General features: G+C 54.0%; 12 protein-coding genes and 1 pseudogene. All 13 read right to left on the bottom strand.

Annotated features, from left to right (window positions below; genetic code table 11):
• Positions 1–5: 5 nt before the first annotated feature.
• Positions 6–1,061 (bottom strand): fimbrial protein, encoded by a 1,056-nt coding sequence (locus C2U53_RS12290; protein WP_104445956.1) that lies wholly within the window; start codon positions 1,059–1,061, stop codon positions 6–8.
• Positions 1,061–1,684: a fimbrial protein gene (locus C2U53_RS12285; RefSeq protein ID WP_052517371.1), complete on the bottom strand. Its 624-nt coding sequence runs from the start codon at positions 1,682–1,684 to the stop codon at positions 1,061–1,063. The genes C2U53_RS12290 and C2U53_RS12285 overlap by 1 nt, the downstream gene beginning before the upstream one ends.
• A gap of 17 nt (positions 1,685–1,701) precedes the next feature.
• Positions 1,702–2,445, bottom strand: a complete 744-nt coding sequence (locus C2U53_RS12280; RefSeq protein ID WP_044264050.1) for a molecular chaperone — start codon at positions 2,443–2,445, stop codon at positions 1,702–1,704.
• Positions 2,446–2,487: 42 nt separating this feature from the next.
• Entirely contained in the window at positions 2,488–4,962 is a 2,475-nt protein-coding gene (locus tag C2U53_RS12275) for a fimbria/pilus outer membrane usher protein (protein WP_044257386.1), read from the bottom strand.
• A 63-nt stretch (positions 4,963–5,025) separates the two neighbouring features.
• Positions 5,026–5,574, bottom strand: a complete 549-nt coding sequence (locus C2U53_RS12270) for a fimbrial protein (protein ID WP_052443907.1) — start codon at positions 5,572–5,574, stop codon at positions 5,026–5,028.
• 68 nt (positions 5,575–5,642) lie between these two features.
• A complete protein-coding gene (locus tag C2U53_RS12265) occupies positions 5,643–6,173 on the bottom strand; it encodes a fimbrial protein (protein WP_042999110.1) in 531 nt (176 codons plus the stop codon).
• Positions 6,174–6,596: 423 nt separating this feature from the next.
• Positions 6,597–7,073: a type II toxin-antitoxin system YhaV family toxin gene (locus tag C2U53_RS12260; protein WP_042999109.1), complete on the bottom strand. Its 477-nt coding sequence runs from the start codon at positions 7,071–7,073 to the stop codon at positions 6,597–6,599.
• Between the two features lie 4 nt (positions 7,074–7,077).
• Entirely contained in the window at positions 7,078–7,413 is a 336-nt protein-coding gene (locus tag C2U53_RS12255) for a type II toxin-antitoxin system PrlF family antitoxin (RefSeq protein WP_042999108.1), read from the bottom strand.
• A gap of 214 nt (positions 7,414–7,627) precedes the next feature.
• Positions 7,628–8,164, bottom strand: coding sequence for a ferredoxin-type protein NapF (napF, locus tag C2U53_RS12250; RefSeq protein ID WP_042999107.1), 537 nt, complete (start codon positions 8,162–8,164; stop codon positions 7,628–7,630).
• Positions 8,161–8,757 carry a molecular chaperone gene (locus C2U53_RS12245; protein ID WP_042999106.1) on the bottom strand — a complete coding sequence of 199 codons (597 nt, stop codon included), beginning with the start codon at positions 8,755–8,757 and terminating at the stop codon, positions 8,161–8,163. The genes napF and C2U53_RS12245 overlap by 4 nt, the downstream gene beginning before the upstream one ends.
• A 44-nt stretch (positions 8,758–8,801) precedes the next feature.
• A complete protein-coding gene (locus C2U53_RS12240; protein WP_044257303.1) occupies positions 8,802–9,575 on the bottom strand; it encodes a DmsC/YnfH family molybdoenzyme membrane anchor subunit in 774 nt (257 codons plus the stop codon).
• Positions 9,568–10,194 (bottom strand): DMSO/selenate family reductase complex B subunit, encoded by a 627-nt coding sequence (locus C2U53_RS12235; RefSeq protein ID WP_042999104.1) that lies wholly within the window; start codon positions 10,192–10,194, stop codon positions 9,568–9,570. The genes C2U53_RS12240 and C2U53_RS12235 overlap by 8 nt, the downstream gene beginning before the upstream one ends.
• A gap of 13 nt (positions 10,195–10,207) precedes the next feature.
• Positions 10,208–12,640: pseudogene (locus tag C2U53_RS12230) on the bottom strand (DMSO/selenate family reductase complex A subunit).
• Between the last annotated feature and the right edge of the window lie 327 nt (positions 12,641–12,967).

The raw sequence follows: 12,967 nt of genomic DNA, 5'->3' as shown, positions 1-12,967 counted from the left end.
CCTCCTTACTGGAATTCAGCCACAACCGTTGCAGATGCATGGAACTCACCTTCCGGAATGACGGAGGTGGTATATTTCGCCACCGGCGCGGCAGTCAGGTTCCAGTCGCCTTCGTTATTGGCAAACCCCGGCACGTTATAGAAGGTGTTGGGCGCCACCGGATTCCCCTGACGATCGCGCAGCGCAATGCCCAGCTCGGAACGATCCGTTGTCCCCTGCGTACTCAGGTATTTACCATCGTCAAACGCAGGATTAGCCTGCTGGATCCCCAATTTGATATTCAGTGCCCCCTGGGCAAAGCTGCCGCCCTCGCACTTCACATGAATCGGCACGTTTTGGCTGTAATTGATGCCATTCAGCCGGCTACCGATCCCCGGTATGTTGCCGAAGTCAACGACGATCGGCGTCCCCTGATTGACGATACATTTATCCGGCACGGTGATGACACCGGAAGCGATGGTGATGCGGGAAAGCGGTGTTTGTCCCATTGCGCCCGGCCCCAGGCGGCCAAAAAGCTTTGCAATCTCAGATCCTTGCAGGTTCACCCCGTTGATAATCGGTTTGGTGATCATAAAGGTCACCTTCCCCTTTGCACCGGAGGTAAACTGGTTGTCAAGGATCGTGCTGGGCGGGTTACAGTAGTTCTGATTGGCGTCGTTTGAGATGTTATCAAACGGTACTGTTTTATAATCTTGCAGATTCCCGCCAATGTAGATCTCAATTTTAACGTCCATGTAGTCATTGAGTTTGAGGTAACCCGGCGTCATTCCGGACTGCGTCAACGTCGCCTGCGACATGTAATACACCGGCTGATCCACCATTGACTGTGTACAGTACGCACGCCCCTGGAACATCCCTGCCAGATTAAACTCGTCAGTAATGGTCGCCCCTGCCTGGTTGGAGGTAATATCATGATTGCTGATATTAATCAGATAGTCATAGGTCCCATTCACCGGTTCAATTTCACCGTTCAGTGCGGACCACGCCGCGCCCGGTAAGCCGAGCGTGCTAAGTGCCAGTAAGACCGGCCATTTGCGGCGGAACAGGCCTGACAGTTTCATTACAAGTACTCCATCTTCAGGCGGACCAGGCTGCTAAAGTCACCCGCGCTTACATGCAAACCCGTGGATTCCAGCGCCGCCATAAAATTCAGTTCACTATCACCAGAGTTCACCAGCCAGGGCGCATGGGTCTGCCCGACATCCAGCGCATTCCCGTTTTTATCGAGCAGGCGCACGCCGGCTCCCTGGGTCGTACCGCTGGTGCGTAATAGCTGGCCGTTATTAAGATCGGATTCACCAACGAACGTCAGTTGCACCGCTTGCTCCCCGGTGCTGTAGGCACGCCAGTCATTCCCGGTGGTTCTGGACGCCAGACTCCCTCGCGACTGCGACGCCCCTTTCAGGCAGTCCTTCAGATACAATTTGAAGCGTACCGGCTCGCTGCGATCGCCCGCCTGGCGAAAATTCTGCGCGCTGATCTCGCCCATCTCGACGTCCTGAATACGCCCTTGTGTCATCAGCACACAGGGGGAGGCAAACACGGTGCCGTGAAACCGGACAATGCCGCTATCTTCGCTGACATGTTCCTGAGCGCTATGCTGTGGCTGCGCCGGCACATCCGCCCCGCACTGAAACGCCACGCCCATCGCAAGGAGGGCCACCGTGAATAAAGGATTTTGCATTGTCAGGTTCCTCCTGGTTAGCCCTGTTGCGCCGGTGGAAGCGCTTTGCAGGTGTTGCCATCGCAACGAAACTTCAGCTCCGGGTGTCCGCCATAGTCGTTCACGTACATCATGGAAAACTGGCTGACATTTCCGTCCGTTACCGCAAACTGCTGGCTCGATTTGGGCGCGATCATGATTCCCGGGAATTGGGTGATCTTCTGTCCGGCCCCTTTGGACAACCCAAGGATCGTGACGTAGTAAGGCGTTGGATTCTGTACCGTCATCTGGTTGCCGTTTTTCTGGAACACCACCTGGTCCTGCCAGATTTCACTCCGGGTCTTCGGGATCACCGCCGCCGGGCGGTAAAACAGCTTGATACGCGACTGCATGGCCAGTTGCAGCGTATTCGGTTTATCCGGCTTCGGCGGGATCTCCCGGACATTGAGGTAGAACAGGCTTTCTCTGTCCTGCGGCAGCTTTTCGATCCCGGCGGTTTTGGTGACGCGCGCGATCCCTTTTTGCCCCCCGTTGATTCGCTGTAGCGGCGGTAACACAATCAGCGGCGAGGTAATCTTGTTGCCCTTTTCATCCTCGACCCACGACTGGGCGAGGAAGGGAATATCCGGGCTGGTATTGGACAGATTGGCGCTCGATGAGGCCTCTTTCTCCGTAATAATGACGCGGGTCCGATCCAGAGAGACCCCCGCCTGCGCGTAGCCGCCAATCATGCTCAGCGCCCACGCCGCCATCAGATATCCGCTATGTCTTTTCTTGCTCATTTTTGGCCTTTTATTACAGTGAGATAACTCGTTCTGTCGGGATTAACGACACGGCAGAAGCGTGTTCGCCGATCCGTTGTTTGCGCCTGGCGGGATCGTCACCTGACATTGCTGTTTACCGCCCCACATCACGTTCAGCGTTTCGTTCGCATTGACCCCCGCAAGCCAGGCTTGCCCGTCTTCCAGCACCATCGCGACGCTTACGCCATCGGTGTTGTAAATTTCCGCGCCGAATGGCGGGACGCTGCCATCCGTGAGGCGTAGCGTCCCCATCATCTTCATCCCCTTCGCCATACCGAAGGCCTGATAGCCAATTGCGCCTTCCGTCAGGGTTGTCGTGCTGATGGCTTTTGACGGTTCGATGTCGCTGTCCATCGCATCCACATCCACGCGGGTGTCAAAACTGTTGTAGCTCACCACATCCGGCACCACGGCAATGCCGTAGCCGTTAGTCCGCGACTTCTTGCCGTTAAGCGGCACGCCGCCAATGCCATTGGTATCCACCATGACGCGCGCCGTGTTGATCGTTGCGCCGCTGTTATGCATCGCGGCACCGTGGCGGGTTGCCGTGAAGCCACCGCGCAGGGTCGTGCTCAGCGCCATGTACTGGCTCTGCTGATAGCTGGCATTGGTATTGATTTCCGCCAGTTGCGAACGATGCTGGTAATAGCCGTCAACGCTGGCGTTACCGCTCTGGCTGGCACCGGCACGAATACGCCACAAGTTGTTGTAATCACTGTTGTCGGTGTAGGACGCCATCGGACTGGTTTTGCCGTTGTTGGTCTGGATATCCAGACCCGCCCATTTGTTGTCGCCAATCGGCACCGACAGCGAGAAGGAGATCGAATCGTCTTTGCGCCCTTTGTAATCGGTACGGTAAGCGGAAAGGTTGGCGGTGATACCGTTGATGTCGCCAATGCGGAAGGCGCGCCCCACCGACATGCCGTAACGATCCTGGCTACGCTTATCCCAGTAGTTCTGGTGCGTCCAGGTCAGGAAGACGGTCGTCGCCTTCCCTGCTTCGCCAGCCCAGAAGGTTTTATTCCCGGTGATGGTATAGAGCTCTTTTTCACGCCCGATGTGGTCGTATCCCTGATAGCGTTCATCGAGATACTGCGCCATTGTGCGGAAGTCTTCCTGCGAGAAGCGGTAGCCCGCAAAGGTAATAGAGCTGTTGTATTCGTCGAAGGTTTTCGCGTAGCTCAGCTTGTAAGAGGTTCCTTTCAGCCGGTTGCCGTCTGGCTCACGGCTCCACGACTCGGTGGCGTCAATGGAAATAGCGCCAAACGCATAGAGATCGCGCCCGATACCCAACGACGCCGCGGTGTACTCTTCACCTGAAGACTGTAAGCCGCCATACAGCGACCACGCGTTACTGACCCCCCAGGAGAAATCGCCGGAAAGGAACGTTGGGCCCTGCATTTTATGGTTGTAACGGGACGGCGTACCGCCTGAGATGTTGTAACGAACGTAGCCCGGACGCGTGAGATACGGAATATTGGCGGTGTTCACCTGGAAAGTGGAGACCGAGCCGTCCTGTTCTTCGACGCGTACATCGAGCGTGCCGCGCACTGAACTGCGCAAATCCTGAATGTTGAACGGCCCGGCGGGTACGGTCGTTTCATAGATGACGCGCCCACTCTGGCTGACGGTCACTTTGGCGTTGGTACGGGCGATACCATGAATTTCAGGGGCATAGCCCTGTAACGCCGGTGGCAGCATCCGCTCATCGCTGGCAAGGTTGACCCCGGTAAAACGCACGGTATCGAAAACCTGCGAATTCAGGTAGATCTCACCCAGCGTCAGTTTCGCCGCCATCATCGGCAAAGGACGGTAGGCGTAGATCTGATTCCAGTCGAAATCGAATTGATGGTTCTGGCTGTAATAGCTGGTCTGATATTCACCGCGCACACGCCAGCCGCCGATGTTCGCGCCCGCCTGGCCATAGCCTGAAACCGCGCTGTAGTTTTCCTGGCCGTTAAACTGGCGGGTGAGTTGCCCGTTGAGGCTGTAATCAAACAGAAGACCCGCGATCCCTTCATCCCAGCGCTCAGGCGGCGTCCAGTTCGGATCGTTATACTTCATCCACGCCTGCGGCACGGTAATTTCAAGCACGCCGGCATAGTTGCTTAATTTCGCCCCTGGCAGACTTTGCAGGGAATAGCAGTTCTCATAGAGCTGGGTGACCTGCGCGCGGGCCTCATCTTTCAGCGCCAGTTTGTCCAGCAGGTCGCCGCTGATGCACGGCAGCGTGCGCTTGCCTTCAGGAGCCTCGATATAACGAATTTTCTCCTGACCGACCGGCTGACCGTTAATACGGATATCCAACAAATAATCACCAGGCGTGACATAGTTGTCGGTTGCAAAACGCGACAGATCAATCTGCGTGCGCTCCGCTGCATCCAGGACATCGGTATTAAACTCAACGCTCTCCTCAGCACTGGTTGTCGCGGCATAGCAGCTATTCATTACCAGAAGAGCAATCATCGTTATAGGGGTTTTTATTTTTACCGACATGATTTTCATCCCGAATAAATCCGTTAAAAACGTCCTGCTTCCTGCCAGGTTATTGTTATGCTGTTAGTGGTAATCCATAAAAAACTGCGCAACGGCAGTAAACTCGCCCGCTTTTATATATTTTTGAACCGGTACCAGCGATGCGGAAAATTTTAAAACGTTATCGGTCTCGCTCAGTTCATATTCCTGAGAGGGTTGACCCAGCGTTAATATTTCACCCTGACTGTCACGTAGACGAATACCAAAGCCATCGGCGTCACCACTGACTAATAATGTGGTGGGATCGGATGCCGCCGCATTGCCCATAAAAGTGACCGAAGCATAAGGATAAAGTGAACCATCGTTGCCTCGTTTCACCACGGAACATCCTGTCAGGCGTATCAACACTGGCCGCGTAATATTGCCTTCATCATTACGATTAATCAGGCTGGCAGAAACATTACCAAACTCAACCTCTATATCCCGACTGTTCGGGTCAAGGCTGCATGCCGCCTCAATCAGTTCACCGCTCATGGCTAATTTACCCGGCGTGACGGTGGATGCTGAAACCGAAGCCGACCCGACCAGAGCGCAAAAATAGACGGCAATGAGGAGCGTATTGTTTATTTTCACTTTGTCCCTCCCTGGTCTACGGTGGAGAAAGTGCGGGAACACGCCCCGCACTCATCACTTCAGGTCAATTACTGGTACGCAATCTCGAAGTTCACGGTGGACTGGAAGGAACCAGCAGCCACGGTTGCGCTTGCGCTTTCTGCTTTCACATAGGCCACAAACGGAATGGTGTTGGTGCCATTAACCAGCTGGACAGGTGTTGTTGCAGTGCCCCACACCACATCCTGGCTGGCGCTGTCACGCAGGCCGATACCCGCACCAGACGCGGTGCCTGAAGTAAAGGCCGCCAGAGTGGCGTCAGTTGGGTTGGTGCTGGTCGGGGTGTAAGTCACTTCTGCAGTTTGCGCTACCGTGATGTCGCAGTGCTGCAGTTCGATGTTCTGGTGTACGTTTCCGGCGCGAGCACCGTTAGCCAGTGCAGAAACAGGAATCTGACCAAAATCAACGGTCACCGGGCTTGAACCTGGTGCCAGACCACAGGCGGTATTTACCAGTTCACCCTGGAATTCAATCACACCGTTCGTTGTGTCAGCTAAAACAGACATAGAACCCAGAGCGGCGCTGAACGCAACAGCCATAGCAACTTTATTCATTTTCATAACAATTTCCTGTTTGTACCAATATCCTGAGAAATAAAGAGTCATCACGTCGCATTCGTTATTTCGTCCTGCTGTAATCAACTCTTGGTTTTGTTCTGGAAATGTCCTGGCAATAATTAAAAATGCAATAATATTAATTACCACCACTCCTTTGAACTGATGAAAATGCTACCAAATCAAAATTTCCACACAAAGCACTACATTTGCTGTGGGATAGATACGCATTGTTAACTCGCAGGGAAAGGAAAGGTGGATTTATATCTCGCGAAGTGGTGTGATAAATCCGAAATACATGACGGGTTTTAGCGGATATAGAATTCAAAAGCGGAGAAGAGATTAGGATAATTCCCGATAATACCGGAAATAAAATAATGATTCAGTAAATTATTGGAATAGTTAAGGTGAAAATATCAACAGTAGAGCTCAAAGATGTTCCTTCCCGTCGTTTTGACAAGCCTGAAGCAAACTTAGCCAGTCGTCGGGTGGATTTCCCTCATCGAGCATTTTCCCGAAAATCTTATAGGCATCGGTCTTGCTGCCGTAGGTGCGCAATGGCCCTTCATCATTCACCCATGCGATGACAATGATCTTACTCTCGAGACTATAACGGAAAAATAAGCGATACCGTCCTCCACCAAACTTCGCTCTCGACCAGTCTGTATAAGCTTTCCCTATACTGTCACCAGGCCGGTAAACAGAAGCTCGGGGTTCGTGGGTAATGTTGGCAATGGATTTCAATAAATGCGCCAGCACCTTGGTCTCTTTCTTCTTCTGGAAAACAATGGGATCTGGAAACCTGTGCTTAAGGTCTTCAACACGTGCGACCAGCGCGTTGTATTGATCGATAAAACAGGGATGAGCGTAGATCGTCCACCCGTTCAGCCATGTGGGAAAATCCATTTTTTCAGTCTTCGTCGCTGATTTCATCATCAAGATTGACGTCGATACCATCAACCAGTTCATAGCCACGGGATAAATCCAGCTTCTTCAGCGTTTGTGGGTTATTCGCCACATCCTGTGATAAGAAGTCCAGGAATGATCGCATCACACCGTCCTCCGTTGCTTCACTGTATTTTGAAAGCAGTACTTCACCCGTGGAAAGCAATGTGTAATGAATACGATCACCACTGCGAAGATGTAAAGCGTCCCTGATCGACGCAGGGATAGTCGTTTGATGTCGTTCCGTCAATTTAGAATCCGCTTCAATGGCAATGTCTTCAGATCGAACATAGGCGAACATATTTATCCCTTTGCGTTACTGTGTACAAATTTTAAACGCATTGTAGGCTCGCCAGAAAAACAATGCAAACGCATTGCAATGTAGTTGCATTGTTAGCAAAGAACTCACGGAGCTGAACGTTACACTCAGAAACTCGCAATGACAAAGGATTCAAAGCCTATAAAGGAGGAAAAGATCAAAACGGGAAGCCGTCTCGCAAATCCGGGCGGAAGGATTATTTCAGACTGACGGCATCAACATGACACTGTACCCGGCATTCACCGCAGCCGGTACAACGCTCGCTGTCCAGCACAGGGATCCCCGTCGCGCCGAGGGTACAGGCCAGTTCGGGGCATGCCTCAACACACTGGTTACACGAGCGCACTGGATTAACGCAGGCAGCGCTGAACGTTGGCCGCAGGCCTGTATCAAAACGCGCCTGTACGCACAGCGCGTCACTCGGGCATGCGGCAATGCACGCCCCACAGCCATCGCAACTGGCATAATCAATAGCCAGTTGCGGGTAGCCGTCTTCGTGACGGGTCAGAATCCCCATCGGGCATGCATCGATACACTGGTTGCAGCGGGTACATTGCGCGATGAACTGCGCATCAGGCACGGCTCCCGGCGGCAACGAATGCGCAAGTTGAGGCACCGATACCCCCTCCGGCGCAGTGTGCTTTGCCGCACTGACAAACGCGCGAAACAGCCCACGCCGACTGACGTGCCGATGCGTCATCAGCGCCTGATAATATTTCTCTGACTTGTTCATCCGAAGTACAGCCGTTTCACCGCAGGTTGTAGCGCGCGTTGCTGCTCCATCTCCTGCAGATAACACGCCGTTACGGCGGCAAGACGCGCATAGAACGGGCTCACCGCGCTGTCCTGCACGCGTTCCAGATAGCGATATCCCCACGGCAGCAGATGCACTGCGAATAATTGATTTACCGCCGCGTCTTTACCGGCCTCCAGCAGCGCACTACTGGCTAACAGCATCAGGCCAAACTGATCTTCGGGTTCGCTCTGGCGCGAGTCAAATGCCATTCCCTGCGACTGTAAAAACGCGCGGTATTCCGCGGTGGTATCGCCCATCAGCAGATTATCGCGCTCCAGCCAGACGGAACCCCATGGCGGCGCGGGCATATCCCCTTGCCCTTCGAACAGCACGGAAAATTGCCACGCCAGTTCTTCATCATCCGGCAGCGGCCAGTCAGCACACAGCCTGGCAATCTGCACCGGATCGCGCCACGGATACAGATCGGGCAGCATGGGCAGACTGTCGAACAGCGCTTTCACCTCCGGTCGTCCGGGAGAGTAATAAAACAGTGCACCGAGGATCCTCGGTAATACAGCATCGGGGGTCATCTCTGGCTCCTCCTGAAAACAGAGCGGCCGAAGCCGCTCACAGGTTACATCGGTAACGTCCACAGATTGTAGAACGCAATCCTGCCCACTAGCTCAGCCACGATGACGACCACGGCGGTCATCGCCAGAACCGTGACACTGGACTTCAACCGCGCCCAGGTCACCACCCCAACAATGCCTAGCGCCAGCAGCGCCGCTTGTGCGGTAAACCAACTGGTTTGCGCCGCCGTTAACGCGTCGTCCGCACTCATCAGCGTCGACACATACCCCGGTCGCAGGCAGAAACTTACGAGTATCGCCAGTACGCTCACCAACAGGCCCAGACGCAGCCCGAACAGCCCGGCCAGAATGCCGCCGCCAATCAGCGGCGTCAGCACCATCATCACCGTCGTATACGAGGTGCGCCAGGTAACCACCGTCGGCAACTGGTAGATTTGCGGGATCGCCAGAATAAAGACCACGCCCACCACCGCCGCCAGCCATACCAGCGCTTTACACAGCGCAGTCGCGCCACGGTTAAGCAGCAGACCGAGAGAACCCAGCCCGCCAAGCGTGGCAAACACTGCCGACAGTACAATTTCGTTGCTCATCGGCGAATGACCCACGCGCAGCAGCATATTCAGCGCACGCAGCGGTTGTCCGACGTGGATTACCCCCAGCAGCACCCCAACCCCAAACAGACACATGACACAGAACAGGCCGACGGCCATCCGCCGCGCCTCGATCTGCCCCAGGGTGCCGCCAATCAGCAGCAGAATAAATGCCCCCACTGCGCTTTGGGTAAAGACGGTAAAAAAGACCAGCGGTAACTCATGCATGGCGCACCTCCCCCATGTTCATAATGGCCCCTTCCTTATCGCCCGTAGGTTTGGCCTTCGGATGCGGCTTAATGATGAGGTTAGGATGGGTAAACGACGCGGCGGGTAGTGGCGCAATTTCGTTCTCGCTACCGTATTTCGCGCGCAGTTCATCGATTGGGCCGAAATCCAGCGCTCGCTGTGGGCAAGAATCCACACAGATGGGGCGCAGATTCTGCTCCAGTCGGTCGAGACAGCCGTCGCATTTGCGCATGACTTTGGCCTTAGCATCAAACTGCGGCGCGCCATACGGGCAGCGCATCTCGCAATAGCGGCAGCCCACGCAGATACTGTCATCGACCAGCACCAGACCGTCTTCTTCACGCTTGTGCATCGCGCCGGTCGGGCAGCCTGATACGCAGACTGGCTCATCACAGTGGTTACAGGCGATAGAGAGGTAGTAGGTAAAGGTGTCGTTGTGCCAGCTTTCTCCTTCTTTCACCCAGCTTCCGCCGCCGTATTCATAGACCCGGCGGAATTTCGGGCCGACGTCCAGATCTTTATTATCCTTACAGCTGACCTGGCAGGTTTTACAGCCCGAGCAGCGCGAGGAGTCAACATAAAAGCCATACTGTTTCATTGCGGATCACTCCTTAAGCGCGTTTGATTTCAACCAGGTTGGTATGCTGCGGGTTCCCTTTCGCCAACGGCGACGGCAGATGACTGGTCAGGGTATTGATGCACCCGCCAACGTCCACACCGTTGCTATCCAGACGAGTCCACGCCCCCTGTGGCATCGCCACCACACCCGGCAGAATCCGCTGGGTCACCTTGCAGGGAATCGCCACCACGCCGCGATCGTTGAACACATGCACCAGATCGCCAGAGTTCAACTGGCGTGCGCTGGCATCTATCGGGTTGATCCACACTTCATCCGGTACCGCTTCATGCAGCATCAACACGTTGGTATAGGTTGAGTGGGTATGGCCTTTGGTGTGAAAACCGCTTAACTGCAGCGGATACTTCGCGGTCAGCGCTTTGTTCAGATGCGACTCTGTCACCGCGCAGAACTCCGGTACCGCCGGGATGCGATCGCCTTCCGGCAGCGTCCACGCTTTCGCGAGATCGGCCAGCGCCTGCGAGTAGATCTCAATCTTGCCGGATGGCGTGGTCAGCGGATTGGCCACGGCATCGGCACGGAAATCAGCAAACGCCAGGCTCTGTTTGTCGGTTGCGATGCGCTGGTCAACGACCCCCATCTCTTTCGCCACCGACCATTCCGGCAGGTACGGACGTTTCTCGCGGATCTGCTGATAGTGCATTTCTGCCCACTGCGCCTGTGTCCGCCCTTCGGTGTACTGCTCACGCAGCCCCAGATGCCCGGCGATATCAGCACAAATATCGTAGGTGCTACGTACTTCCCACATCGGCGTGACCGTTTTCTGCAAGGCGATCATGTAGTTGTGAGACCCCGTGGCATAGGAGCTGTCCACCAGATCTTCCGCTTCGAGATAGCTGGTTTCCGGCAGCAGGAGATCGGCGTACTTCGCGCTCGGCGTCATGTGGTTTTCAATGACGATAATGGTTTCGCACAAACTTTCATCCGCGAGAATTTTGCGCGTGCGGTTGGTTTCACCGTGCTGATTCAGCAGCGTGTTACCGGCCTAGTTGAAGAACAGCTTGATGCCGGTTTTCAGTTTATCCGCCCCCTTCACCCCCATCGTGGTGGCCGTCATCATTTCCGGGCGTTGAATCGCATCCGTCCACAGATAGCACGGAATGGAGGTCTTGATCGGGTTGGTCAAAATCGGTAACAGCGGTACGCCATACGGGGTGCCATAAGGCCAGTTACCGTTATTGGTGCCCGGCAGGCCAAAGTGGCCCGTCAGTGCGGGTAACGTCTGAATGGCGCGCACGGTTTGCTCGCCGTTAGCGTGACGCTGCGGCCCCCAGCCCTGACAAATGTAACAGGCACGAGCCGAAGCGATTTCGCGCGCCAGTTGGCGAATGCGCGTCGCCGGAAGCCCCGTGATCTCCGCCGCCCATTCCGGCGTTTTAGCGATACCGTCATCACCTTTACCAATCACGTAGTCTTTATAGCTGGCATTCGGCGCAGCGCCTTCAGGCAGCGTGCTGCTGTCATAGCCCACGCAGTACTTATTCACCTCGGCTTCATTGATCAACTGTTCGGTAATCAACGTATGGGCGATACCAGCCACCAACGCGGCATCGGTCGTCGGGCGAATCGGCAGCCACTCGGCATGCTCGGTAACTACCGAGTCGGTATAACGCGGATCGATAATAATCACCCGCGCTTTCGAGGCTTCCAGCGCACGACGTAACTCTTCCACCTGTCCGCCGCCAGACATGCGCGTTTCAGACAAATTCAGACCAAACAGCACCACCAGATCGGAATGCGCAATTTGCGTAAAGTGACTTCCGACATACACGCCGTGAGTATAGGGCGTTGCGGTGGCAATTTGCGCCGTGGAATAGGTGTTATGATAATTTAAATAGCCGCCGGTAAGATTTAGCAGACGTTTCCAGGCAGGCGTGCCCTGGGTATGATAATAAGCGCCCGACTGATAATTATAATAAATTGCCTCACGGCCATATTTTTCCGTCACGCGTTTTAATTCTGCAGCGATAAATGCTGTCGCTTCGTCCCAGGAAATACGTTTGAATTTCCCTTCGCCACGTTTACCTACGCGTTTCATCGGATATTTAATCCGGTCCGGACTATATACCCGCCAGCGACTGGAACGACCGCGCAAACACGGACGAATCTGATGTTCGCCAAATACCGCGTCGTCTTTTGCGTCTTCCGGTTCAATACGCACGATGCGGTCATCTTTAACGATCACTTTCAGCGGGCAACGGCTGCCACAGTTGACCAGGCAGGCACTGTGGCGAACGGTTTCGCCATTGCCGCCTTGCGCAGGAGCGTCGGTCATTTCAGCCTGCGCGGTGGTAGAGAAAGGCAACGTAATCGCGTTACTGAGTGCAACAGCGGCACCTATTTTTGCGGTGCCTGTCACCGCATCCCGTCGGGACAGCGTTGTGTTTAGCCACTTTTTTATTTCCATCTTTTTTTCTCACATTGCATCCATAGTTATTATTAATAAGTAATCATATAGGGCTAAACACGGCTGATGGTTGATTATGATCAAACGCGCTTTTATGGAAAAATAAAGTGGTAAAACCATGACACTCTTATCATTTTTCATCTGATAAAAAGCAGTGATTTAACTGAAGATGACATTTTTAGAAACATATAAGAGATAAAAACAGAACAACAGCATAATCATTGTATAGTTAATTATATTGCGATTATATATTCCGTCAGGCAAGCGCAATAAAATTCTTATTTTTGGAACGTATGCCAAAAAGAGTATTCCTGGTCAAAATGAATA

It is taken from the genome of Citrobacter sp. CFNIH10, assembly GCF_002934585.1.
Taxonomy (GTDB): Bacteria; Pseudomonadota; Gammaproteobacteria; order Enterobacterales; family Enterobacteriaceae; genus Citrobacter_A; species Citrobacter_A amalonaticus.
The sequence above is the reverse complement of the archived record's forward strand: the minus strand, read 5'-3'. Positions and strand labels throughout refer to the sequence as shown.

Excerpts from the sequence above, each read along its gene's own strand:
- C2U53_RS12290 (WP_104445956.1), bottom strand. The coding sequence starts at position 1,061 with ATGAAACTGTCAGGCCTGTTCCGCCGCAAATGGCCGGTCTTACTGGCA.
- C2U53_RS12285 (WP_052517371.1), bottom strand. The coding sequence starts at position 1,684 with ATGCAAAATCCTTTATTCACGGTGGCCCTCCTTGCGATGGGCGTGGCG.
- C2U53_RS12280 (WP_044264050.1), bottom strand. The coding sequence starts at position 2,445 with ATGAGCAAGAAAAGACATAGCGGATATCTGATGGCGGCGTGGGCGCTG.
- C2U53_RS12275 (WP_044257386.1), bottom strand. The coding sequence starts at position 4,962 with ATGTCGGTAAAAATAAAAACCCCTATAACGATGATTGCTCTTCTGGTA.
- C2U53_RS12265 (WP_042999110.1), bottom strand. The coding sequence starts at position 6,173 with ATGAAAATGAATAAAGTTGCTATGGCTGTTGCGTTCAGCGCCGCTCTG.
- C2U53_RS12260 (WP_042999109.1), bottom strand. The coding sequence starts at position 7,073 with ATGGATTTTCCCACATGGCTGAACGGGTGGACGATCTACGCTCATCCC.
- C2U53_RS12255 (WP_042999108.1), bottom strand. The coding sequence starts at position 7,413 with ATGTTCGCCTATGTTCGATCTGAAGACATTGCCATTGAAGCGGATTCT.
- napF (WP_042999107.1), bottom strand. The coding sequence starts at position 8,164 with ATGAACAAGTCAGAGAAATATTATCAGGCGCTGATGACGCATCGGCAC.
- C2U53_RS12245 (WP_042999106.1), bottom strand. The coding sequence starts at position 8,757 with ATGACCCCCGATGCTGTATTACCGAGGATCCTCGGTGCACTGTTTTAT.
- C2U53_RS12240 (WP_044257303.1), bottom strand. The coding sequence starts at position 9,575 with ATGCATGAGTTACCGCTGGTCTTTTTTACCGTCTTTACCCAAAGCGCA.
- C2U53_RS12235 (WP_042999104.1), bottom strand. The coding sequence starts at position 10,194 with ATGAAACAGTATGGCTTTTATGTTGACTCCTCGCGCTGCTCGGGCTGT.